The 23297-nt window shown below is 49.8% G+C and carries 19 protein-coding genes and 4 pseudogenes; 8 read left to right on the top strand and 15 right to left on the bottom strand.

Going from position 1 to position 23297, the window contains the following annotated elements:
- Positions 1-37: 37 nt before the first annotated feature.
- Positions 38-484 (bottom strand): hypothetical protein, encoded by a 447-nt coding sequence (locus tag ACMWJS_RS04825; RefSeq protein ID WP_414746704.1) that lies wholly within the window; start codon positions 482-484, stop codon positions 38-40.
- Between the two features lie 388 nt (positions 485-872).
- On the opposite strand from ACMWJS_RS04825, the pseudogene ACMWJS_RS04820 reads away from it, so the two are divergent.
- The 3 genes and pseudogenes from ACMWJS_RS04820 to ACMWJS_RS04810 all read left to right on the top strand — a co-directional run.
- A pseudogene (locus ACMWJS_RS04820) lies at positions 873-1109 on the top strand (copper-binding protein); the annotation flags it as partial.
- Positions 1110-1791: 682 nt separating this feature from the next.
- Positions 1792-4020 (top strand): DEAD/DEAH box helicase family protein, encoded by a 2229-nt coding sequence (locus ACMWJS_RS04815; protein ID WP_414455196.1) that lies wholly within the window; start codon positions 1792-1794, stop codon positions 4018-4020.
- A gap of 1 nt (position 4021) precedes the next feature.
- Positions 4022-6469: a sigma factor-like helix-turn-helix DNA-binding protein gene (locus ACMWJS_RS04810; protein ID WP_414455195.1), complete on the top strand. Its 2448-nt coding sequence runs from the start codon at positions 4022-4024 to the stop codon at positions 6467-6469.
- 505 nt (positions 6470-6974) lie between these two features.
- Here the strand turns inward: ACMWJS_RS04810 and ACMWJS_RS04805 are convergent.
- The 7 genes and pseudogenes from ACMWJS_RS04805 to ACMWJS_RS04775 all read right to left on the bottom strand — a co-directional run.
- Complete coding sequence (locus ACMWJS_RS04805; RefSeq protein ID WP_069719220.1) at positions 6975-7778, bottom strand: carboxymuconolactone decarboxylase family protein; 804 nt, start codon at positions 7776-7778, stop codon at positions 6975-6977.
- Positions 7779-7793: 15 nt separating this feature from the next.
- Positions 7794-8489, bottom strand: coding sequence for an antibiotic biosynthesis monooxygenase (locus tag ACMWJS_RS04800; RefSeq protein WP_414746916.1), 696 nt, complete (start codon positions 8487-8489; stop codon positions 7794-7796).
- Positions 8490-8548: 59 nt separating this feature from the next.
- Positions 8549-9568: an aldo/keto reductase gene (locus tag ACMWJS_RS04795; RefSeq protein ID WP_414746703.1), complete on the bottom strand. Its 1020-nt coding sequence runs from the start codon at positions 9566-9568 to the stop codon at positions 8549-8551.
- Between the two features lie 2 nt (positions 9569-9570).
- On the bottom strand, positions 9571-10143 hold the full coding sequence (locus ACMWJS_RS04790; RefSeq protein ID WP_032674800.1) for an NAD(P)H-dependent oxidoreductase: 573 nt from the start codon (positions 10141-10143) through the stop codon (positions 9571-9573).
- Positions 10144-10293: 150 nt separating this feature from the next.
- Complete coding sequence (locus ACMWJS_RS04785; protein ID WP_196364563.1) at positions 10294-11328, bottom strand: amidohydrolase family protein; 1035 nt, start codon at positions 11326-11328, stop codon at positions 10294-10296.
- A gap of 102 nt (positions 11329-11430) precedes the next feature.
- Positions 11431-12207 (bottom strand): annotated as a pseudogene (locus tag ACMWJS_RS04780) (aldo/keto reductase); the annotation flags it as partial.
- Positions 12204-12803 (bottom strand): annotated as a pseudogene (locus tag ACMWJS_RS04775) (aldo/keto reductase); the annotation flags it as partial. The pseudogenes ACMWJS_RS04780 and ACMWJS_RS04775, both read right to left, overlap by 4 nt.
- Positions 12804-13227: 424 nt before the next feature.
- Between ACMWJS_RS04775 and ACMWJS_RS04770 the strand changes: the two are divergent.
- Both ACMWJS_RS04770 and ACMWJS_RS04765 read left to right on the top strand, forming a co-directional pair.
- Positions 13228-13464, top strand: a pseudogene (locus tag ACMWJS_RS04770) (VOC family protein); the annotation flags it as partial.
- Between the two features lie 135 nt (positions 13465-13599).
- Positions 13600-13962, top strand: coding sequence for a DUF4406 domain-containing protein (locus tag ACMWJS_RS04765; protein WP_048223225.1), 363 nt, complete (start codon positions 13600-13602; stop codon positions 13960-13962).
- Positions 13963-14000: 38 nt separating this feature from the next.
- Here the strand turns inward: ACMWJS_RS04765 and ACMWJS_RS04760 are convergent, their stop codons facing one another.
- Positions 14001-14774 (bottom strand): DeoR/GlpR family DNA-binding transcription regulator, encoded by a 774-nt coding sequence (locus tag ACMWJS_RS04760; RefSeq protein WP_262749967.1) that lies wholly within the window; start codon positions 14772-14774, stop codon positions 14001-14003.
- A gap of 86 nt (positions 14775-14860) precedes the next feature.
- On the opposite strand from ACMWJS_RS04760, the gene ACMWJS_RS04755 reads away from it, so the two are divergent.
- Together ACMWJS_RS04755 and ACMWJS_RS04750 are read left to right on the top strand one after the other, a co-directional pair.
- Positions 14861-15445 carry an NUDIX domain-containing protein gene (locus tag ACMWJS_RS04755; protein WP_045910554.1) on the top strand — a complete coding sequence of 195 codons (585 nt, stop codon included), beginning with the start codon at positions 14861-14863 and terminating at the stop codon, positions 15443-15445.
- Between the two features lie 306 nt (positions 15446-15751).
- On the top strand, positions 15752-16444 hold the full coding sequence (locus tag ACMWJS_RS04750) for a helix-turn-helix transcriptional regulator (RefSeq protein ID WP_045910553.1): 693 nt from the start codon (positions 15752-15754) through the stop codon (positions 16442-16444).
- Between the two features lie 14 nt (positions 16445-16458).
- Here ACMWJS_RS04750 and ACMWJS_RS04745 read toward each other — a convergent pair whose 3' ends face one another.
- Positions 16459-17097 carry an acyl-homoserine-lactone synthase gene (locus ACMWJS_RS04745; RefSeq protein WP_414746702.1) on the bottom strand — a complete coding sequence of 213 codons (639 nt, stop codon included), beginning with the start codon at positions 17095-17097 and terminating at the stop codon, positions 16459-16461.
- 439 nt (positions 17098-17536) lie between these two features.
- On the opposite strand from ACMWJS_RS04745, the gene tam reads away from it, so the two are divergent.
- Positions 17537-18295, top strand: a complete 759-nt coding sequence (tam, locus tag ACMWJS_RS04740; RefSeq protein ID WP_414746915.1) for a trans-aconitate 2-methyltransferase — start codon at positions 17537-17539, stop codon at positions 18293-18295.
- Between the two features lie 5 nt (positions 18296-18300).
- Here tam and ACMWJS_RS04735 read toward each other — a convergent pair whose 3' ends face one another.
- The 5 genes from ACMWJS_RS04735 to ACMWJS_RS04715 all read right to left on the bottom strand — a co-directional run bounded on the left by ACMWJS_RS04735 (position 18301) and on the right by ACMWJS_RS04715 (position 23293).
- Positions 18301-19491 (bottom strand): cytochrome c biogenesis protein/redoxin, encoded by a 1191-nt coding sequence (locus ACMWJS_RS04735; protein WP_414746701.1) that lies wholly within the window; start codon positions 19489-19491, stop codon positions 18301-18303.
- Between the two features lie 137 nt (positions 19492-19628).
- Positions 19629-20930 carry an ATP-binding protein gene (locus tag ACMWJS_RS04730; protein ID WP_235401767.1) on the bottom strand — a complete coding sequence of 434 codons (1302 nt, stop codon included), beginning with the start codon at positions 20928-20930 and terminating at the stop codon, positions 19629-19631.
- A complete protein-coding gene (locus tag ACMWJS_RS04725; RefSeq protein ID WP_032647230.1) occupies positions 20927-21667 on the bottom strand; it encodes a response regulator in 741 nt (246 codons plus the stop codon). The genes ACMWJS_RS04730 and ACMWJS_RS04725 overlap by 4 nt, the downstream gene beginning before the upstream one ends.
- Positions 21668-21711: 44 nt before the next feature.
- On the bottom strand, positions 21712-22707 hold the full coding sequence (locus ACMWJS_RS04720) for an alpha/beta fold hydrolase (RefSeq protein WP_063621625.1): 996 nt from the start codon (positions 22705-22707) through the stop codon (positions 21712-21714).
- 145 nt (positions 22708-22852) lie between these two features.
- Positions 22853-23293, bottom strand: coding sequence for an N-acetyltransferase family protein (locus tag ACMWJS_RS04715; RefSeq protein ID WP_414746700.1), 441 nt, complete (start codon positions 23291-23293; stop codon positions 22853-22855).
- Between the last annotated feature and the right edge of the window lie 4 nt (positions 23294-23297).

Genomic DNA, 23297 nt, shown 5'->3' with positions numbered 1-23297 from the left:
ACCCGCCGGTAACGGCGGGTTTTTACGGGATGAACGCTTAGCGCGCCTTGCTGATCAGTTTGCGCCAGGCTCTGTTATGTAGCGTAAATAGCAGCATCTTATAGAAATCGGTAGAGAGGATACAGCTGCCGCTAAGCCCCAGCATGACAGTACTCACCATCGCAGCGGTCAGACTGACGCCCGGAGCAGCGCTACCGCTCAGCGCGGCCAGCAAATAGGCTGCCGTTAATACCAGACTCATCACCGCCAGCGTAAGATGTAACCGCACGGCGCGCATGCTGCCTTTGCCAATCATAAACATCGTCACGCCGTTGATGCTTGCGAACAGGAGGGCGATCAGCACAACCCACACGAATACGCGTTCGGCTGGCTGGCCGAGTGCGGCGAGTACGCTATAGCCCAACCACAGCTGAGGAATCGCGAAGCTGACAATTACCCCGAGAGTACTGATTGCCGCCGGAATACCCATGGTGTGTAGACCCACAGGTTTGCCCATTTCTTCAGCCAACTGAGTCTTTAGCTGTTGCAGCTGTGTCGGGGAGGTATTGCTTATGCTGGTAGCCACCTCGTTACAGTGTTGCAGGCGGCGGGATGCTCTTCTAATTATTTGAATAATCAAAGTTTTGCCTCTCTCACTCCTTGAGTCCCGGAACAGGGTAGGGATTAAGCCCCTGGAGTGACAGAAATGTCACTCGCCAGTCATGCGATAAACAGCGGCCGGTTTTTATAATTCATTATAAAGAAGGCCACCAACTGTTGAGCACTTTAATTTCGGAGATACAACCATGAAAAAGTTCCTTTTATCTGTTATTGCCATCCTGGCGGTTTCTGCATCCAGCTGGGCTGCAGAGACAAACAACAACGAACAGGTAATGTCTTATGACATGATGCAAAACAACACAGAAGCTGCACACCAGAGCATGGCTGACATGCATAAGGAGATGATCAAAAACGGTCCATGCAGTACTAACGAAACAGCGACGTCGTTTTCTGCGATGAATGAACACGAGAAAGCGGCGATTGCACACGAAACGGCGAATAACGGACAGTCTTCGGCTAGCCATCAGCAGCAGGCTGAACAGCATCGTCGCCAGATGAACGGGAGTTAATCTACAGCAAGTCTGTCATTGATTATTGATGTTACTGATACTCTCCTTAAAAGAGGGGCGTTTTTTATGGGAAAGGCCGGGATGGCGCTGAAGGTGTTGAGATTGGGGTTCCTGCAATATCTCATTTAACTTATGTTGAGTGCAAACTTGGTTAATGAATAAGATGTATTTATTGTGTTGTTTTTTAAGTGTATTTTATTACTCGCCAATAATTTACTTCCTAAACTAACGCAATGTAGCTAGCTTTAGCTGACAGGTAGTTCCAGTTTATTAGCCATCTCATATCACATTTTCAAAAAGAACATCTCATGGTACTGAAGGGTTATCGGGTTGATCTATTGAATAAAATGCAGGTTGCTATAGCATAGACTTGACCCGCCGCCTATTGAGTAGTACACCGTGATGTTAGTAATTGATATTTTTCGCCACGTCCGCCATCGGTGCCTCTGCCAGCTATCGTGCAGGCTTCTTGGTAAAGGTAACCCATTGTTTCGATCGCACACATTAGCTTTATCAGTATCCCTTTTAACCAGGTTCGAGAGAAATCTCTTTTTCTTGTTTACATCGGTGGACATTGTTTAGGGCAGGAAGCCTGGCATCACTCCGGCAAGTTGTCCCTACATTTCGCGGAAGCATGTGGCTATGAAGTTAATAAGTTTTTTTTATGGAGGATAACGGTGTTATGACGGTTTCTGTAATTCCGCAGTACAAACCATTAATCGCAGAATTTAAAGACATCGATAAACTTTCGGCTTCGGACTTTGAAATTTTCGTTCGCGATTTGTTTGTCGCATCGGGATGGACCGATGCCGAAATTACCCAAACAGGCAAAGAATTCAAACACGGAGATGGTGGAGTCGATATTTTCGCCTGGAAAGGGAAACGAAAATTTGCTATTGAGGTGAAACAGCGCCAACTGGGTACGACAGTAGATGTGAAGGCTCTTAATCAACTAGTTACCGGCGCCACACTGGCTAATGTTACATACAAAATTTTAGTTACCAACTCCTGGTTTACCTCTGAAGTGAAGGCGCGAGCATTACGACTCGGAGTTGAGTTGATAGACCGGGATGAGTTGCAAAATCTTTGGGTCATTAAGCATTCCGAGATTGGTCGTGACATTAAGCCGCGAACTTATCAGCAGGATGTGATTAACGAGGCCCTTGAACTTCATGCGGCAGGAAAGTCAAAACTGCTGATTGAAATGGCGACGGGATTAGGCAAAACCTATACCGTTGCCCACTTAATTAAGCGCTTATTCCAACAAAATAGTCGCAGATCAAGAGTGCTATTTCTGGCACATCAGGTTGAGATTTTATTGCAATCTGTTACCGCATTTAAAAACGTTTTGGGTATTGGTAACTACAGTTTTTCTGCCTGTTTCGGTGGCGCACATCCCGAAGAGACTGATTTCGTCTTTGCGTCGTTTGATACTATCTATAGCAAACTCGATGCGTTATCTGCAGGAGTATTTGATTACGTCATTGTCGATGAAGCCCATCATACACTGGCAAAAACCTATTCTGCGGTGGTGTCCCTTTTCGAACCGCAACTTCTGATTGGCCTAACCGCGACCCCGTACCGGACGGATAATCGCGATGTAGTGAGTTTCTTTGGTGGTGCCGATGGGCATATCGGTAAGTTTGATCTGGTTTGGGCACTAAAAAATAAAAAATTGGCATTCCCCAAATATCTTGTTCTGCTTGACGATCTGGATCAGGATAAGATCGATCAGCTCGAGAGTGGTCTTTCTCTATCCGATATCGATAAACTACTTTTTTTGCATAAAAAAGATCATGAGATTGTTCGCCTCATTGACAAAACTGTGACCGAGCAGGGGATAGAGAACGTAAAAGGGATTATCTTTTGCCGTAACATCCAGCATATGAATCATCTTATTGCATTCTTTGAGCCCGGCACAGCCACCCTTGTGCACTCAAAAATGTATGCCCAGGAACGACGAGAAAATATTCGAATGTTCAGGGAAGGGAATTATAAATACATTTTGGTGTGCGACCTGTTCAATGAAGGTATTGATATTCCAGAAACCAACCTATTGATTTTTATGCGTTATACCGGGTCACGTACAATCTGGTTGCAACAGTTAGGACGTGGGTTGCGCAAAACGCCAAATAAAGAGTTTGTTCATGTTTTAGATTTTGTTGGATCCCTTGAGCGATTGAATGAGATTAAGGGCCTTGCAAAAGAGATTGAACAGCAGCCAAGGTATCCCGATAGCTCTATTGATGATCCGGAGGAAATGGGCGCGTCCGGGGTTTATCATGACACTTCGCTGGATGTGCAATTCAGTGCAGAGGCTGCGAAAGTATTGGCTCTGCTGGAAGAGATGAAAATGCAGCTTAATAGCCGAGATGTACTGCTAGATAAGTTGCGCCGATATCGAGAAGAAAATGCCGAGTTACCCTCCATTGCGCAACTGGAACAAGAGTTAGATGACGTCAGCCTTGATCAAATTGCCACCCATTTCGGCTCTTATTTTAGCTACCAGACAATCGCATTCAATGAAGACGTGGATACTCCTTCCATGCGCACGAGACTGATAGAGTTTCTCGATACCTTTATCGAGGAGAACAATATGGCACCAAGTTTTTACACTATTTCACTGAATTTCGGCGTGAACCCGTTGTACGAATTTAGCGAAAAAGAGATTCAACAGCTTCTCCCAGATTACGACAACCTTGTCAGTGCACGAATTAAAGTGACAGCCCCTAAGGTCGTGAGTTATATGCCGGTGAAGGAAGCGGAAGTTTGCCCGTGGATCGAAACGTACCGGGGACAGTCTATGAACCTTGTCAGCTTTAAGCAATTACCGTCGGATGTGCAGGAACAGATTAAGAATAAATATCAATCGGCATTTGTATTTCTCAAAAAGTTAAAAGACGCGCTTTAATATGGAAAAAATTGACATCGTTGTAGATCAACTTCAGCTCGACCGAGCTATCAATAAACTCTTCCATAACCTGGTCGAAGAAAGTCGACTCACGCTCGGAGAAATGTGTAGTGCCTGGGAGCTCTGTGAAAAACTCAGCATGCAGCAATTCATGGCATTGAAGAAAAATGTCTATTTCGCAGATTTTCTGCGAGCAGTAGAGATTTATCCCCCTCAAGGACAGAAGCTTGCAGTAGATGATGAGGATATGAGGAAAATTGAAACTGATGTTGAGGAAAAGCCGCAGATGACGAGTGATGAGCTGGGGATGGAATGTCTACAGATCCCTGCCTCCTATACTTTACTGGACACGATTGAGTTACCTGATAGGTTTATGAAATTAATCAGGAGGCTGAAAAACGTACACTTGCTAAACCCCGATTTTGGACTCGGAGATACCTTCGGCGAACTCGTTGCACTAACAGATCATGAGCTGGCCGCACAGCCTGGAATAGGGGCTCTATATATTGAGACTTTTAAAGAATTGCAACAGTGGGCTAAGTCTGCACCTTCCTTTGAGGCTAACGATACTATTAATATGGTCATTGATTTCGCAAAGATGGATATCAGCCAGATGCGGTTGAGCCTTGCTGGCGTGGAAGCCAAATATACGAAAGTACTGGAAAAATTTGGTCGCTATCTTAAAAAGGAAGATATGGGCGATATATTGCAGGCTATTCTGAATGCTGAACATGAGCAATTAGTAGCCATTCCTGCTTGGGGAAAGGGTAGTACCACACAGCTATTGGCATTTAGAGACAGATTACGGGAAGAGATCATCGCTATCCAGAATGGTGACATTGACTACCTGGCGCTCGAATCCGTATTGATCGTTCCAAAACGACTTATTAACTGCCCATTGAATAAACTTGAAGCTGTTATACTGGAAGATATCGAATCTTACTTCGATAAAAGTAGTGAAATGAAGGTCGACATTGCCCAACGCCGCTGGGGGTTCGTCGAAGAAAAAAAGACTCTCGAAGAGATCGGGGCCGATTACGACGTATCAAGAGAGCGCATTCGCCAAATTCAGGCCGATATCAAACAAGAATTCCTTGGACATATGCGTGTCAGTCAACCATCAGTTTGGGAGGCATTGAAGCCTGAGATATCGCCGGACCTTTGTTTGAAAATGCAGTCACTTTTTTCCTGTTTCCACTCTGAACGTGACTTCTTTGAATTTCTGGATATGGTTTCAGGTCAGACAGAGCTTATCGCTCATGTTTATCCCGAGATTGACAAGGCGATCCTGAATACCTACTTTGCCGAGAATGGCGCACCAATCCACCTTGACGACATCCGGGAGTTTATCCCCTCCGTCTGCAGCATAGAAATACCCTACGTTGACAATGCAATTCGTCATCTAGCGCAACAAGGCGCCATCCAGCTTAAAGGTGAGAATGTCTACCCCCTGCAACTAAAGAAAGCTGAGGCCAGCGCCTGCGTACTGATTAAACACCCAAAGGGTCTGCCTTGGCTGGATATTGCAAAATTAATCAATGGGAATAATTATTCGCGCAGTCCTGTTTACGAGGACCGTCAGGATCAAGAAGCGTTAAACCAGCCTGAATATATCTACCTTTCCGGCAAGGGTACCTACAAGCACACCTGTTTTATCGATATCGATGCGGCGCAGATAGACGACATTTTTCTGGAAATGATGGAATACGCCGAGAAATATTCCCGCTCGGTTTTCCACCTGAATGAGTTTTACCAAGCCTCGCGCAATATGAAAAAGCATGATTACTATATCATTCGCCATTTTGTGAAACATTTCGGCGAGGATTACGGTTTTTATTTCGACGGAAAATCTCAGGCAGATTCAATAGGGATGGAGAAAGGTTTTAAGAACATCACGCAAAAGGACGTCATCATCGAAGCGATGAACAACAGCGATAAACCGCTAACGAAACCTGAAATTGCCAATTTGCTGAAAAGTAAAAGTCTAGCACATGCGTCGTTTTATCTGGATGAAATGATTGAGCGGGGGAGTGTTGTTCAGGTGGATCGCATGCTCTATACCACACCAGCCTGCGCCTATAAAAATATCGTCATCGACGACTATGTCGCGGCCCTTCATGCATTGCTCCTGCATTTTGGTAAGCCAGTAGAACCCTCCATTTTTAAAGCACAACTGAATATACAATTTGAGCGAAGCTACTCGAAGTATTTCTATGCTTCTCTTGCCCGGTTAAATGCCAAAGAAAAGGGCTGGCACCGTAAACATAGCCTTTATTCGGCCACAGAGATCCCTTTTAGCAATATATCATCGGCGATGGATACACACTGCGATTATGGGGCTTCATTGCAGCAGAACATTGATGCTCTGCAGGAAAATATCGCCATTACACGTGAAACGGCTGCCATTGCTATTCAAAACTGGCGCACTGCACGATTTATGGTCAACTGAGAACATCAGAGGACTTTACGAGAGGGCCTAAGTTATCCATCAGTCCGACTGGCATGGAAGGATCGTTCTTTTATTGCCAGCAATTCTGTATGCGACAGGTTATTGCACTGGCATGAAGGGTACCAGCATGTGCTATCGAATGGTGCTGTGAGTTTTTCTCACAAAAGGTTTGTAATCGGTGGTGGATTTTATAGAAAAGGGAGGACACCAACGTACTGGTTTCTGTAGCTGCATGAGAGCACCATGGATAATAGAATTATGAATTCAATTTAACTATTCTGGGTTTGAGGAATATACATAATTTACGACAGCACCAGAAACAGTATAACAAACTGTTTTAAATGCATATTTATCAAATGGCGATTCAAACTCACAGTTATGAACTCAGTTTTGGTTCATAACTGTGTTAAACGCTGTCCATAAATCACTCGATGTCACGCCTGTTGGTTCATGAACTGTTCGTTCTAATTTTGTGATGTGCGTCAGGTTTTAGTGTTCAGTAATATTACCTTTTACTCGATGATCGATTGTTTAGCACCTCTCCGACAACCGGAGCAGCAGTAAATGCGTTTGGCCAGCCAGCGTAGAACGCGGCCTGGGTAACGATCTCACCAGCTTCCTCAACAGAAAGTCCATTATCCATTGCTCTATTGAGGTGATAGCCAATCTGCGCGCTCTGTCCGGATGCGATTAACGCGCTGACCGTAATCATACTTCTGTCGCGGGGTTTCAGCGCGGGTCTTTGCCAGAGATCCAGGAACAGTGGATCTGTAGTGAATTTAACCAGGCCCGGAGATATTGGGCCAACATTTTTTTCCACTGTCTCTGAACGCTGCTTTTCTGCTTCCTGATTGAGAGGAAGCAGGTCCGGAGAAGCTTCAGGAAGTACATCTGCCGTGACGCCACGAGTTTCAAATACTGCTTTGGTCACGCTGACGGCTGACATGGCATTTGACCAACCTGAGTAGAACGCCAGATGGGTAATGATTTCTGACAACTCCGCTGGCGTAACGCCATTATCAAGGGCAATGTCTATATAGTGCTTAAGGTCGCCAGGCTGGTTTCTGGCAATTAGCATGGCGACGGTCACCATACTACGATCCCTGGGCGAGAGGGCATCGCGTGTCCACAGATCTTCAGTAATCGCTTCTCGACCAAAGCGCGCAAGAGCCGGTGAGACGGAACGAATATCAGCTTCCGAAGTTGTTGAAGGTTCAATTTTCATCATCGCTTTACCTTTTGTTTCCTCAGCAGTAGCAAAATCAGAAATAACAAGCGACATGGCCGCCGCTGCAATTACGCTTTTCATGTTAATCCTCACTGGTCAACGGTGCGGATCCTGTTTGATTCCGCTTTTGTTACGAAGAAATACCGGTTTTACCGGGATAGCGTCCTTACTGGCGCTCATATGCGCCGTTTGCCTGAGATAGTCACGGAAGTGTGGCGTTTGTCGGTGCAGTTGATACGCTTCCTCACTGGCGTAAATCTCATAGAAATACCAGCGGTTCGGAGTCTGTGAATCTGTAGCGGCATACATTGCTAATACGCCTTTCTCTACTTTGAGCGATTCCGCCATTTCGGGCAGGACGATGTTTTTAAATTCGGTCTGAAATTCAGGCTTTACCTCGACGATCACCAGATTATTAATGGTTCGCTCATTCGGTATGATGTGTTTGTCCCCCAGAAATTGGGGCTCCAGAGTGATTTTATTTTTCCAATCGATAATGTCAGGTGCCCGGGCAGCGAATGCCTTGTATGGTTCAGCATTTAGATGTTTGCGGTAAGCACTCTCGTTTTCATAGAGTTCGACCATGAATGCCTTATGTGGATTGTCGCTGCGGTGCAGGGCGTACATCGCCAGCGTACCTACTTCATGATCAACCGAAGCGGAAATCGTCTGTCTGGCTACGTCTGCAAAATCTTTGTCCCGATCGGGCCTGACGCCGAGCTCAAAGATATTCATCACTCGCTTATCCGGCGCGTCCAGTTTTGTTGCAAAGACAGGGCTGCTTATGAGCATACAAATTAAAAGCATAAGGGGCTTTTTCACGATGATCCTTTTACTGAAATTACTGTTTGCTACCGCGTCCAGACCTGATTAACGTCTTTCGTTTGCGGCGTGTTTTGCGCCATGATCCCCATCAGAACGTGCGGCTGGTAGGTTTCTTCCAGAAACCGGATTTCCTCCGGGCTCAGTTGAAGATTTACGGCGTTTACCGCGCCATCGACGTGATCTTTTTTTGTGGCCCCTACGACAGGTGACGTGACTTTTGTCAGCAGCCAGGCGAGTGAGATTTCCGTCATGGACACCTGATGTCGTTCAGCAAGCTCGGCGACGCGCTCGATAATGCTCCGATCCTGTTCAGCCGTGCTGTCATATTTTCCGCGGGCATAGGCATCCTCGGAGGCTCGCCGCGTGTGGCCTTCTTTCCGGGAGAGACGACCGCTGGCCAGCGCGCTATAGGGGGTCATGGCGATATCATCTTCAGCGCACAGACCGAAGAGCTCTCGTTCATCTTCACGCATAATCAGGTTGTAGTGGCTTTGCATGGAAACAAAGCCCGTCAGCCCTTCGCGTTCGGCAAGGGCGTTCGCTTTCGCAAGCTGCCAGGCATAGCAATTGGATATACCAATAGCGCGCACTTTGCCCTCAGTAACGGCGGCATGAAGCGCTTCAAGCACCTCAATAACTGGCGTGTTGTAATCCCAGATGTGGTAAATGTAGAGGTCGATGTAGTCCATCCCCAGATTCTGCAGGCTCTGGTCGAGTGATCGGGCTATTGCCTCTTTTCCGCCGATCCCCGCGGCAATTTGCGCGGCGGTTCGTGGCAGAAACTTGGTGGCCAGCACCACGTCCTCGCGTTTTGCCATCTCCCGCAGCGCCCGGCCAACGTATCGCTCGCTGGAGCCGTTCTGATAGGCGATGGCGGTATCGTAAAAATTGATACCCTTTTCGAGACCGTAGCGGATGATGTCCCGGCTTGCTGTTTCGTCCAGCGTCCAGCGATGCTGGCCCGTTAACGGGTCGCCAAACCCCATACATCCCATACAGATGTGGGAGACCAGTAAGTCACTTTTACCGAGCCGGGTATACTGCATCGTTATTCTCCCTCTGGATTATTCACGACGGAATTGAGCAGATCGACAAGCCTTGAAGCGTGTTCCCGGGCAAGCGTTTTTTGCTGCGCGATTTTGTCGGCATCCCGGTCGGCATAGCTGATACCGCAGGTATAAACCGGCGCCAGCAGCTCAAGATTGCACAGTTTTGCCGTGGTCTCGAACGGAATAAGATACTCTTCAATGGCATGGCCAAAGAAACCGTCAGCGGTATAGAGCGCCTGTGGCGCCCCTGTAGTGAAGGAGAGGAGCAGCTTTTTACCGCCAAGTTTCGCCGTTGAGCCATGCGCGAAGCCGTGGACAAAGACCTCGTCCAGCCATTGTTTCATTAACCCGGGCAGCCCATACCAGGAAAAAGGAAACTGCCAGACAATCACATCGGCCCTGAGCAGGCTTTCCTGCTCCGCAGCGATATTGAATTTGCCGTCCGGATAGAGCCAGTCCAGACGACGAATTTCAGCATCGGGAAGGGCGGTCGCCACTTCATCAAGGATCGTGGCATTGGCGACGGAATGGGTAAGCTCAGGATGGCCTGAAACAATAAGGATATTTTTCATTTCAATGAGTTAAATATATTTGATGAATGTTTAACCCAGTATAGAGTGACACCATTATTTTTTTTAGAGCAGTAAAGACTCATTCACTTTTAGACAAAAACTAATAATAGTCGACTGTTCTCATTGTACCGGTCATCACGAACCCGTGAACTACGCCGTGATGCCCAGTAAACGTTCTGCATTGCGAAATGCGATGGCCTCTTTTTCAGCCTTGTTGACGGGCAGACTGTCGATAAAGGTTTTTACACCGTCCAGGGTCTGATAGGGATAATCGACGGAGAACAGGATCCTTTCTGCCCCCATTAACGCGTAGATAAACTGGAAGTGCGGCAGCGACAGCATACCTGACGGGGTAACGTAAACGTGCTCCTGGAAGGTTCTCGTTAGCGTGCGTGACAGACCCGTTGCAGCCAGTGGAAGGCTGTCATCAAGACGCTGCAGCCAGAAGGGCAGCATCTCCCCCCAGTGGCCACTGATTACCTGCAAGTGGGGATATTTATCAAATACGCCCGATAACATCAGCCGTAACAAATGGATCCCGGCTTCGTGATGCCAGCCCCAGCCAAACATAGAGAGCCGGGCGTTGACCTCTGCGCTGAAGCCCGTGAAGTAGGCCTGTTGCACGCTGTTAAACGGTAATCCGGGATGAAGATAGAGTGGCACATTCAGTTTATTAAAGCGGGAAAGCAGGGAGTCATAGTCAGGATTATCGAGAAAGCATGAAGAGGGTCGGCCATTCAGAAGTGCCCCCTTAAACCCCAGTTCTTCAACTGCGCGGACAAGCTCTTTTTCAGCCTCTTCCGGCTGTGCCCAGGGAAGAGTGGCAAATGCCGCGAAGCGATCCGGATGATTTCTTACCGCCCCGGCAAGGCGGTCGTTTGCCGCCGTATTTAATGTTACCGCTTCATCCTTAGGTGCCAGCTGGGGGAATCCGCCCACAGAAAGGATCTGAAGGGTAATTCCAGCCTCATCCATATCCCTGAGGCGGCGGCTTCCCAAATCAGCGCCTTTCGCGTTTATCAGCGCATTCTTTTCTATCTGCGGCCGGCTTCGGTCAGGATTATGACCATCAGCGACGGTTTTCCCCCAGTCGCCAAGGAAAGGCGCCTGCTCAAGCGCAACAGGCATACACGCTCGGCCTAACTCGCTGTCGAGATAATGTTCTTCAAGGCAAATGATTTTCATATTCTCACCCTTCATACAAAGCAGTAAAAGTGATACAGATTAGGATCGCCCGGAACTGTCCATACGTGAATGTGATTCATGACAGTCTGTCTCGGATGGGGTTTACACCATCGGTTTTTCCCAGGCGCCTCGTGTATCCACTCTGGTCTCTGCGGCGAGTTGTTCCAGCATGATGATTTCCTCATCGCGTAACTGGATGTCTGAAGCGCAGGCGGCGTCCAGAACGTGATGAACTTTAGTCGCACCAACGAGGGGAAGGGTACCTTTTGCAATAGCCCATGCGATGGCTATCTGTGCAACGCTGGCATTCCTTTCGGCTCCCATTTTTTTCATGGCGGCGGTCAATCTTTCTATCTGCGGCAGTACCGCGTTATAACTTTCGGCCCGGCCACTCCCGGCAGGCATGGGATGATTTGAATCATAACGACCACTGAGCGCGCCTTGCTCCAGGACCATGTAAGCAAAGAACGTGATGATATTTTGTCGGCAATAATCAAGGATTCCGGCCTCTTCAGAAGCGCGATAGAGCAGGCTGTAGTGATTTTGTACTGCACTGAGGGAATAACCGGAAGCGTTAAGGATTTCGTTGGCGCGTCTGATTTGTGCCAGATTGTGGTTGGAAACACCTACGCGTTTGACCTTACCGCTTTGTAAAAGTGGGATCAGTCCTGGCGTCCATTTCTCAACGTCGAGGGGATTATGGATCCAGTAGATATCAATCGCGTCCACACCCAGACGTCCGAGGCTGGCCTCAAGCATATCGCTGACAGGCTGCGCTGACTGTTCGTTCGCAATCTGCGGTGTGAATTTGGTGGATAAAATCATATCCTCGCGGGGGAACTGACGGACTAATTGGAGGCCCAGCCGTTCTTCAGCGTTTCACTCCAGTCGCGCGTGAGCCTGCCGCGTGCCATCGGACTCCAGGGGATCACACCAACCCCCTGGTCTTCACACAGGGGCAGCATCTCGCGCTCTTCCTCCCGGTAAAGCAGGTTGTATTGCGGTTGCATCGTAATAAATCGGGACCAGCCGTTACGCTCTGCAGTATGCTGCATTTTTGCAAAGCGCCAGGCTTCCATAGATGATGCGCCGATGTAACGTACTTTTCCTGATTTAACGAGGTCATGCAGAGCCTCCATGGTCTCTTCAACAGGCGTGGAGTGGTCAAAGCGGTGAATTTGAAAGAGATCCACATAATCCATACCTAAGCGCATCAGGCTATCGTCAATAGACTGAAAAATGGCCTTGCGGGAAAGAAACCCGGTATTGGGTGAGTTGCGCCATGGAAAGAAGGTCTTTGTCGCCACAACGATCTCGTCGCGTCTGGCCATTTCTCTCAGCGCTTTTCCTGTGATCTCTTCAGAACTTCCGCCCGAGTAGATATTTGCGGTATCAAAAAAATTAATGCCAGCTTCAAGCGCCTGACGAATGAGCGGACGTGACGCTTTTTCATCCAGGGACCAGGGTTGAGGCAAACGTTAGGGGTCACCATAGCTCATACAACCGAGACAAAGACGGGAGACTTTCAAACCGCTACGACCCAGATTCACATACTTCATTCGGTGTTCCTTCTTTTATTACCAGCAATTCTGTATGCGACAGGTTATTGCACTGGTATGAAGGGGACCAGCATGTGCTATCGAATGGTGCTGTGAGTTTTTCTCACAAATGGTTTGTTATCGACGGTGGATTTTATCGAGAAGGGAGGACACCAATGTCCTGATTTCTGTTGCTGCATGAGAGCACTATGGAGAAAAGACCTATGAAGTTAATTTAACATAATATACATTATGCGCACTATGGTCATGGAAGATAAATACTCATGCCGGTTTGTGGCCGTTTTGCTCGAACGGCTAACAACTCGCTATTTCCCCCTGACGCCCAGATCAGGTGCCTCAAAATGTTTCACTTTGCCTTTTCCAGACAAATGATAAACCTGCGCCTCTGCACCTGGCGTTTGTGGCTACTACACGTCAGCAGGTTGATGATTTTTACCACGCCGCGCTGCGCGTTGGCGGACGTGATAACGGCGGGCCGGGATTGCGACCGTACGGTGAAAATTATTATGCCGCTTTTGTCATCTCACCTGATGGTCATAACATCGAGGCCGTGTGCCATGCACCGGAGAGCCAGTAGCACAACGCCTTTGTCAAAATGCTCATGCGACTTTGTGCACGATATTGCACGAAGTGTTGTATTTCAGGCCGGTAATGGCGTAAGGTATCCTCTGTAAATGTGCAGTTTCATGCAATAACGCTGACAGAGGTATTAATGACACAACAGTTGATTTTAATTGCCGGTCCCTATCGCAGCGGAACCGATGGTGTTCAGGCGCGAATTGATGAGAATCTGGCGCGTCTCGAAAACGCAGCATTAGCCGTTTACCAGCGTGGCCACATCCCGGTCATTGGTGAATGGCTTGCTTTGCCGCTGGCAAAAGCCGCAGGCTCAAAAACGGTGGGTGATGAAATCAGCGAAGCGATGCTGTACCCCGTTGCTCACCGGCTCATCGCAAAATGCGATGCGATTTATCGTATTGCCGGTGCGTCTAAAGGTGCCGATATGGACATTGAGGTAGCCAGAAAATATGGTCTCAGCGTGTATACCGCGCTTGAGAACATTCCAGAAGCGTAAGCCTGGACGCCAGCCAGCCTGACGTTAAAGGCTGGCTGTCAGAGGCGGTCACGATCTGAGGTCAGCACGACGGATACCCCCTTTTCTGATACCGCGCGGATCCACGCCTTATCCGTACCGTCTTCAACGACGATGGTATTCACTGAAGATACATCGCCAATCACAAACGACGACGCGGTGTTGATCTTTTCCGGAGACGCCAGAACGACCGTTTCCGCGGCTCTGCCGGAAAATGCACGTTTGATGCATGCCTCTTCGAAATCACCGGTTGTCAGCCCCGCATCGGGATGAATACCGGTCACCCCCATAAAGAACAGGTCTGCATGTATATTCTCTATGCCTTCGATGGCCGCAGCGCCGACCGCAACAATCGAGTGTTTATACAAGCGTCCGCCGATTAAAATCACCTCAATGGAAGGATGATCAACGAGCCCCAGAGCAATACTTGGGCTGTGCGTCACCACGGTGATGCGCAAGTCAGGAGGGAAAAATGTAATCAGCTCCGAGGTAGTCGTGCCACCGTCGACAATCACCACCTGGCCTGATGAAATCAGCTGTGCTCCTTTCCGGGCCACCCTTTTTTTTGCATCCATCTTCACGGATTGCCGTTCTGCAAACGGAGCTATAGCGGAAGATGACGGCAGCGCGCCGCCATGAACACGCTGCAAACGCCCTTCTGCCGCCAGCTCGCGCAGATCGCGCCGGATGGTATCTTCAGAGACGTCAAAGAGAATGCTGAGCGCTTTTGACTGGACCTGGCCTTCGGCATCCAGCTTTTCAAGGATCAATTGTTTTCGCTGACTGGTGAGCATCATGAATTCCTGATGTTGCATGTTTTATCTTGAACATGCATGATATTGCTGTTTATGATCATTACTCTACGTAAGGAGGAACAATCGTGCAATCAAAACGTGCAGATGTGCGCATCATCGACAGTGAAACCCTTTCTGACAACTGGTACATCCTTAAAAAATATACCTTTGACCTCCAGCGACGTGATGGCGAATGGCAACGGCAGCATCGGGAAGTCTATGACCGTGGCAACGGCGCGACGATTCTTCTCTATAACCGTGAGAAAAAGACGGTGATCCTGACGCGCCAGTTCCGCTTCCCTGTCTTTATCAACGGCCACCAGGACGATTTAATTGAAGCTGCCGCGGGATTGCTGGACAACATGGATCCCGAAAGCCGCATAAAAGCAGAAGCGGAAGAAGAGACCGGATTTCACGTTTCGCGCGTGCAGAAAATCTTTGAAGCCTATATGAGCCCAGGCTCCGTCACGGAAAAACTCTATTTTTATCTTGCAGAGTACCAGCCAGATGACAGAACCGGCGCAGGCGGTGGGATCAAGGCCGAGGGTGAAGATATCGACGTGCTGGAAATGACGCTTGAAGAGGCATTACGCAGCATTGAAACGGGCAAGATTGTCGACGGTAAGACCATCATGCTGCTTTATCATGTTGCCCTGAAAGGTATTCTGTAACCTACTGGTTTACATCCTGATTTGAAGGCGCATGAAATCGGTACGCTTGTGCGCTACCCGGATGAAAAGCGGAAAACCTCCTAAATTTTGCAGCCTACTATATTTAGTGAACGATTTCGAAATTCGATAAAATCATCAACAATTCCCTCAGTCACCTGCATTTATCATTCAAAAATGCCAAACGTTCACGAGGCTGCCTGCTGAGGTAGCCTGTCTTATCGGTTGTCTGGATTAAAATGCGACTCGCTACAGATAACGAAGCATATTATACTTGGTCCTCCACTCGAACAGGAGGCAGCAACTCACGTGAAGGATACATATTACAACGACATAACGATCAACACGCAAATTCAGAGTGAGCTGGACGCGTTTTTTGAGGATTTCAAAGGGATCGTCTTCGCCTACGCTATTATGAACAAGAAAGATCCTTCACAGATGAGGATACTCAATAATAGCCCCGAGTGGTTTAATATCTACCTTGAAAGAAAATATCAGTTCATTGACCCTGTCATTATTCGGGCTTTGCGCTGTGTTGAAGATTTTTTCTGGGAAAGTGACGTCGTCCTGTCGGATGGTTACAACCTGACACGCATTTTCGACGAAAGTGTCCAGTATGATATTTACCAGGGACAGACCTTTCCTCTGCATGACTATCTGAATAATCTTGTGGTCTTATCCGTCATCAGTCCTAAGCATTCTGGCATTGACATAGAGAAATATCGACCGCAATTTCTACGCTTCCTTGTTCAGTTACATCAGAAGACACTCAATCTTTATAGTCAGCATCAGCAGAAAAAGAATGTTTTCTTATCACCACGCGAGCGCCAAATCCTTAAATGGGTCAGCGCCGGGAAAACGTACGCAGAAATTGCGGTTATTTTGTCTATTGCCGAGCGCACCGTTAAATTTCACATGGGCAATATAATGAAAAAACTCGGTGTAAATAATGCCAGACACGCAATAAAACTTGGAACGGAACTCCGGTTACTGGAGGACTGAGCCTCAGCCACTGGTTATAAATGGCGTAAATGCTCGAGCATTTCGCGAAGCCAGTGACTGGATTTATCTTTGCTAATAATGTCTTCAATAATGCTGGGGCTGGCAGGCATATAAATATAATAAATAACTTCCCCTTTTTCAGAGACACCGCGCTGAATTACTTCAACTTTCCAGTTTGCATGGCGAAATATGGCATACATACCACGACTGGCTACTGCGTACATCCCGTGATATTTTTTCTTTATGCAATAAATATTCATTGCAAGAAACAATGCTTTACTGGCGGGCACGCCCTGCAGACTTGCAGAGTCTCGTGTTTCTTTTTCTAAAAATAAAAGACTCACTTCACAGCAGGGAACATCTGCTGGAAAAACAATGGGATTATCGAAATAGTTGTGAAAGATCTCGCTTATCATTGTCGGCTGCGTTGCGTTAATAAATCGCGCGCCGCATAACAGCTGTCCATCATACATCCCCAGCAAGTATGTCGTGTTATGGGAATCAAACTGATCCTTTTCCATACCTTCGATGCATTCCACTTTCCAGTCGAGTCGGTCCCGAAAAGTTTTTCTTCTGAGTCGGTAGAGTTCGTGTGCTAATGCTGGTGGTAAATCATCGTAGTCGTGTAAAAAAAATTCAATGACAGAATTCATGCTCTTGTTCCTGATAATAACACCTGAAACTATTATCACCTGTCTTTAAGGACAGCTTTCATTGTGCCGCATATTCCCTATACTTAAAAAGTACCTGACCACGAAGTTCTCGCAAAACTAAGCGGTCAGGAGGTCAAAGACCTACGAAACACCAGGGATATACCCATCGATGATTATCTAATATTTAAAGTTTCGGGTACAGAGCATAAGAAGCACTTTGCCGATAAAATATTAAAAAACAATAATCACAAAATAATTACAATAAAAACATTGCCCCTTAATCTTTTAAGGGGTAATATTTCCGTTTGCTTATTTTTTCTACCTTCCCTTCGTTTTACTGGCTCTGCTGATTTCATCTGCCCAGAACCCTCGTCGGTACCGCTTTACAGACATCTGCCTGTGCTATTCTTGCTGAATCATGTAAGACGGAGAATTGATGATGGCCGACTGGAACCCTTCTCTTTACCTGCAATTTGGCGCAGAAAGAACGCGTCCAGCCGCCGAATTGCTCGCCAGAATTCCTCTGGATGAGGCTGCGACTATCGCCGATCTGGGCTGCGGTCCGGGCAACAGCACGGCGCTGTTGAAGCATCGCTGGCCTTCTGCGCACATCACCGGGGTCGATAACTCCCCTGCTATGCTCGAGGAAGCACACGCCGCCTTACCTGACTGCCACTTTGTTGAGGCCGATATCCGGCAGTACAAGCCTGGCCAGCCGCTGAGCCTGATTTATGCCAACGCGTCGCTGCAATGGGTTCCGGACCATTACGATCTCCTGCCGCATCTTGTCTCCCTGCTTAAGTTAAATGGCGTGCTGGCGATCCAGATGCCCGACAACTGGCTGGAACCCACTCATGTGGCGATGCGTGAAGTGGCGCTGGAGCAAGACTACCCAGACCGGGGCCGCGAACCTCTGCCCGGCGTACATGCTTATTACGATATTCTGTCGGAGGCTGGCTGTGAGGTGGATATCTGGCGGACAACCTATTATCACAAAATGAGCTCTCATCAGGCCATTATTGACTGGGTAAGCGCCACCGGCCTGCGGCCCTGGCTCCAGGAACTGAATGAGAGCGAACAGAAACGTTTCCTGAAACGCTACCATGAACTGCTGGAAGAGCAGTATCCGCTCCAGGAAAACGGGCAGATACTGCTGGCTTTTCCTCGGTTGTTTATCGTGGCTCAACGCCAGCCCTGATCCGATTACAGGCGGGCTTCTTTGAGCAACTGCTGGATAACCTTTTCCTGCTGAGCATAATCCCCCTCGCCAAAGGCGGTATAGCGCAGCTGCCCTTTGGCATCAAAGTAGTAATGCGCTGGCCAGTACTGGTTGCCGAACGCATTCCAGATTTGATAGTTGTTATCCGTCACGACCCGATACGGCAGTTGCCACTCTTTCACCGCATTTTTAACCGACGAAAGCGGTTTTTCCCAGGGGTATTCCGGGGTGTGAACCCCAATCACCACCAGACCCTGCGATTGATACTTTGTAGCCCACTCCCGCACATGTGGGAGCGTATGCTGGCAATTAATGCAGTCCCAGGTCCAGAAATCAATCAGAACAACCTTCCCTCGCAAGGATTCAGACGTGACAGGGTCACCGTTAATCCATCCTGTTCCACCACTTAGCGGAGGCAGCTGGCTGCTGGGCTCAGCGATTGCCACCGGCTGGAGCTTCACCGTCGCGGTTGTGGGTTTTGCCAGGTTTAAGAGCGCGGTCTCAAGACGGTCTGCGACGCCGTTAGCGCCTTTCAGCAACGAGGTCATCCCCGTCGCATTCAGGACGATTGCCGCTAACATCGCCACCCCCGCGCCCTGACGCAGCTTCGCCATGAGTGCCGATTTTGCTCTCAGCGGGGTCATTAGCGTGCGGCCTCCAATGACGAGTAATCCCAGCATCAGCGCGCATCCGCTGCCATAGGCGGCCAGCAGTGCGCCGGTAGTAATGGCGGAATGCCCCGCAATGTTAATGCTGAAGATCGCTCCCAGGATGGGGCCCGCGCAGGGAGACCAGAGCAGTCCTACCGCAAGCCCGGCCAGAAATGCCGATGCCATTCCGCGCGTTTGCCCGCTTCGGGTGTTGAGGACATTTCCCGCGCTGACGGCCGGACCGGCAATACGCTGGGCGAAAGACGGGAAAATTAAGGCCAGCGCGGCGGTGGCCAGAATGACGAGCGCGATCCAGCGCCCGACAATGGTCGCCTCTGTTATCCACTCGCTGGCGACGGTGACGACCATCGCCACCAGGGTGAACATCACGACCATCCCTGCGAGCAGGGCCAAAATATGTCGTCGTTGCCCCTGAAAACCGGCAAACAGGAGTGGAATAACCGGGAGCGTACATGGGCTGAGCAGGCTTATCATCCCGCCCAGAAAAGCGATTAACAGAAACATAATGACCTCACATTACACGTCCTGCGACACTGCAGTGAGGCTATTTCATCGTCCTGATGTGTTCAGGATATGTGTAAACGCGCGGTTTTTGTCTGGCTCTGTATCACCCAGGCCAGGAGATACAAAGCCGTACAATTTTACGCACGACGCGGTAGCGTAATGGCGACATCCAGTCCGCCTCCGGCGCGGTTCGCCAGCCTGAGTTTTCCTTCCAGCTGTGCGGTCAGCTGCGCGGCAATCGCCAGGCCGAGTCCTGTCCCGCCGGTATCGCGATTACGCGAGGTTTCAACCCGATAAAACGGCTGCAGAACCGCCTCCAGTTCGGCTTCGGGTATTCCCGGCCCGTCGTCCACAATGTGAATCACCACCTCTTCGGCAGACGAAATATCAATGGCAATGACGGCACCGCCGCCGAACTTAAGCGCATTATCCAGCAGGTTAGTCATCACTCTACGAAGCGCTTGTGGACGCGTGACGATGGGCAAGCGGGTTTCGCTTGCCTGAAACTGCACGTTTTTACCAATGTCCTGATAATCGCTGGCGATGCTGTTGACCCAGGCGTTCAGCTCCAGCTTCAGCGACGTTTCTTCCAGTGATTCTGATGACCGGGCATACGCGATACCCTCCCGCACCAGACGAGACATGCTATCAAGATCATTGAGGAGCTTGTCGCGTAGTTCCGGTTCCCCGGCCATTTCGACACGCAGCTTCATGCGAGTAATGGGCGTCTGGAGATCGTGGGAAATCGAGGCCAGGATCTGTGCGCGTTCCCGGAGATAAGACTGAATGCGCGCCTGCATGGCGTTGAAGGCATGCGCTGCCCGCTGCACCTCAAGCGGCCCCTTTTCCGTCATTGGCGTGCTGGCCGCCGGATCCAGCGCGTCCACCGCGCGGGTAAAATGTGAAAAAGGCCGTACCACCTGCCGCACGGCGATCCAGGCGCAGACGGCCAGAACCAGCAGCTGCAGGACGAGAACGATCGGGAGCCAGCTGGCGACGGGCGGCATGCGCGGGATCAGGTCAATGGTCAGCGGCGCGCCATCGCGTAACGTAAGATGGGCCTGAATATGCGAAATGGCGCCGGGAACCGCGGTAAAGCTAAGCGGGTAATGCGCGGCAAGCGTCGCTTTTAAGGTTCGGATGGCATCTTGCGAACGCTTATCCGTCGGCGCTGCGCCGGGTTCTCCTGTGCCCAGAATATAACGATAGTTACCTCGTTCAAGCCGAGGCAGCCAGGCGGCGCGTTCGCTGGCCGGTAAGCGGTCTAAAATGGCGACGCTGGTTGCGACATCGTTTTCCAGATTACCGAGCATCACCGTGCGCGCGCTGTGCATGCGTTCAGTCATGACCAGCGTCAGGCTCAGGGCGTTAGCCAGCAGCAAACCGGACAGTACGACGATCAGCAAACGGGCCAGCAGAGAGCGTGGCCAGAGCGTCATTCGTTAACCTCTTTGATGGTCACCGGCATCGTAAAGACGTAACCTTCGCTGCGTACGGTTTTGATATAGGCGGGCGTGCGGGCATCTTCATTGAGACGCTGGCGAACCCGGCTTACCAGCAGATCGACAGAACGTTCAAACAGTTCGGCGTCACGCCCCTGCGTCAGATTGAGCAATTGATCACGGGTCAGCACGCGCTGCGGATGGTCCAGGAAAACGCGCAGCAGACGATACTCCGCCCCACTGAGTGCCACAATCACCCCTTCCGGGTCGATTAAGTGGCGAGCAACGGTATCGAGCTGCCATTCACCGAACATCACCAGCCGCCCTGCTTCTGTCACCTGTAAATTGGGCGGCATCGTGCGAAAACGCCGTAAAATCGCTTTGATGCGTGCCAGAAGCTCACGGGCGACAAACGGCTTCACCACGTAGTCATCCGCCCCCATCTCCAGACCCAGGATCCTGTCCGTCTCCTCATTGCGCGCCGTCAGCATCAGGATGGGCAGATCTTTATGTTTGCCGCTGCGTAGCTGCCGGCATAGCGTGAGACCGTCATCGCCCGGCATCATGACGTCCAGCACCACCAGGTCGATATGTTGTTTATCCAGTACGCTACGCATCTCTTTGCCGTTGGCCGCGCCCGTCGCGCGATAACCAGACTTACCGAGATAATCGACAATCAGTTCACGAATATCCCTGTCGTCATCGACGACAAGGATGTGGTCAATATGTTCCACCGAACTCTCCAGACCGAAGGGTAACGTACTGAAAATAGCACATTTCACAGCTTATCCGCGTCGATAACTGCCTTGACGAAATCCTGTGGATCTTCCTGAGGCGGGTTATGCCCCACGGTTGCGCCGAAGGTGCGGTGCTCATATTTGCCGGTAAATTTAGCTGCATAGGCCTGCGGTGCCGGATGCGGCGCGCCGTTGTTGCCGCCTTCGATGGTGATCGTTGGGACGGTGATATTCGGCAGCGTGGCCAGTTTTTGCTCGTAGCGGTCGTATTTACGCTCGCCTTTTTCCAGCCCTAAACGCCAGCGATAATTACTGAGCGTCACCGCGACGTGGTCCGGATTATCGAGGGATTTGGCGCTGGCGTTAAAGACCGCATCGCTAAATTTCCAGTCAGGCGAGGCCTGCGACCAGATTAAGCGCGCAAAGTCATGCGTGTTTTTGGCATAGCCTTCAGCACCGCGTGCGGTGGCGAAATAGAACTGATACCACCACTGCTGCTCTGCTTTTGGCGGCAGCGGCTGTTTGCCAATCTGCTGGCTGCTGATGAGATACCCGCTCACCGACACCAGTGATTTTACGCGCTCAGGCCACAGCGCCGCGACGATATCCGCCGTCCGGGCGCCCCAGTCATATCCTGCAAATACCGCCTGCCTGATATTCAGTGCATCCATCAGATTAACGATATCTTTCGCCATCGCCGAGGGCTGGCCGTTGCGCGGTGTGTTTGCTGACAGGAAACGCGTGGTACCGTAGCCGCGCAGAGACGGCACAATGACCCGGTACCCTTTTGCCGCCAGTGCGGGTGCAACCTCGGCATAGCTGTGAATATCGTAGGGCCACCCATGCAGTAAAATAACCGGCTGACCGTCTTTCGGGCCAATGTCGACATAACCGACATTCAGGTCGCCGGCGTTAATTTGCTGAGGATGATCAAAGGCTGCGGCGACGTTTGTGCCGGTGACTTCGGCCTGACAGGACATCACGGTGCCAAGCGAAACGGTCAGTGCGAGGGTTGAGTAAGCAAGTTTGCTGAACATGTTGGTATCTCCGGTTGAGTACAATTCACGGGGATATCACAACACCTCAATGTATAGCGGATATGTGCGAAAGCGGGTTTATTGCAAGCCTGTGTATGTATCCGGGACGCTGATACAGTGTGATACAAACACAGGCGCTGAAGTTTTAGAGGGAGAGACGATAGCGGACGTAATCGTCAGCTTCACCATATTTGTCATAGAGTTTACGCGCCGGGTTGTTTTCCCGGGTGACCCAGTACAGTTTCGACCACCCTTCGCGCTTGCCTTCGTCAATCAGCGCGTCAATGAGCGCCTTACCGGCTCCCGCCCCGCGTTCGGCAGCATCAACAAACAGATCTTCCAGGTAGCAGATGGGCGCGGTTGACCAGGTGCCTTCATGCAAAATGCACATCGCGAAACCGATGATCTTTTCGTCCTTCTCCACGACCCGGCAGAACATCGATGAATGCGCTGAGAGCGCCCTTTCCCACGTCGCTGCGGTGACGGATTCCTCGAGGAAGCAATCATAAAAATGGGTGTAACCATCCCACAGCGGGCGCCATTGGGAATAATCCTCTGCGCGTAAAGGTCTTACCGTAACTGCCATGTTT

Origin of the sequence: Enterobacter sp. HK-058-C-ECC, from assembly GCF_047531125.1 — a bacterium.
GTDB lineage: Bacteria > Pseudomonadota > Gammaproteobacteria > Enterobacterales > Enterobacteriaceae > Enterobacter > Enterobacter quasiroggenkampii.
The sequence above is the reverse complement of the archived record's forward strand: the minus strand, read 5'-3'. Positions and strand labels throughout refer to the sequence as shown.

What these genes read in the sequence shown, in the direction of transcription:
- tam (WP_414746915.1), top strand. Translation starts at nt 17,537, where the DNA reads ATGGCCGACTGGAACCCTTCTCTTTACCTGCAATTTGGCGCAGAAAGA.
- ACMWJS_RS04730 (WP_235401767.1), bottom strand. Translation starts at nt 20,930, where the DNA reads ATGACGCTCTGGCCACGCTCTCTGCTGGCCCGTTTGCTGATCGTCGTA.
- ACMWJS_RS04790 (WP_032674800.1), bottom strand. Translation starts at nt 10,143, where the DNA reads ATGAAAAATATCCTTATTGTTTCAGGCCATCCTGAGCTTACCCATTCC.
- ACMWJS_RS04815 (WP_414455196.1), top strand. Translation starts at nt 1,792, where the DNA reads ATGACGGTTTCTGTAATTCCGCAGTACAAACCATTAATCGCAGAATTT.
- ACMWJS_RS04720 (WP_063621625.1), bottom strand. Translation starts at nt 22,707, where the DNA reads ATGTTCAGCAAACTTGCTTACTCAACCCTCGCACTGACCGTTTCGCTT.
- ACMWJS_RS04765 (WP_048223225.1), top strand. Translation starts at nt 13,600, where the DNA reads ATGACACAACAGTTGATTTTAATTGCCGGTCCCTATCGCAGCGGAACC.
- ACMWJS_RS04800 (WP_414746916.1), bottom strand. Translation starts at nt 8,489, where the DNA reads ATGCTCATAAGCAGCCCTGTCTTTGCAACAAAACTGGACGCGCCGGAT.
- ACMWJS_RS04745 (WP_414746702.1), bottom strand. Translation starts at nt 17,097, where the DNA reads ATGAATTCTGTCATTGAATTTTTTTTACACGACTACGATGATTTACCA.
- ACMWJS_RS04785 (WP_196364563.1), bottom strand. Translation starts at nt 11,328, where the DNA reads ATGAAAATCATTTGCCTTGAAGAACATTATCTCGACAGCGAGTTAGGC.
- ACMWJS_RS04735 (WP_414746701.1), bottom strand. Translation starts at nt 19,491, where the DNA reads ATGTTTCTGTTAATCGCTTTTCTGGGCGGGATGATAAGCCTGCTCAGC.
- ACMWJS_RS04715 (WP_414746700.1), bottom strand. Translation starts at nt 23,293, where the DNA reads ATGGCAGTTACGGTAAGACCTTTACGCGCAGAGGATTATTCCCAATGG.
- ACMWJS_RS04805 (WP_069719220.1), bottom strand. Translation starts at nt 7,778, where the DNA reads ATGAAAAGCGTAATTGCAGCGGCGGCCATGTCGCTTGTTATTTCTGAT.
- ACMWJS_RS04760 (WP_262749967.1), bottom strand. Translation starts at nt 14,774, where the DNA reads ATGCTCACCAGTCAGCGAAAACAATTGATCCTTGAAAAGCTGGATGCC.
- ACMWJS_RS04810 (WP_414455195.1), top strand. Translation starts at nt 4,022, where the DNA reads ATGGAAAAAATTGACATCGTTGTAGATCAACTTCAGCTCGACCGAGCT.
- ACMWJS_RS04795 (WP_414746703.1), bottom strand. Translation starts at nt 9,568, where the DNA reads ATGCAGTATACCCGGCTCGGTAAAAGTGACTTACTGGTCTCCCACATC.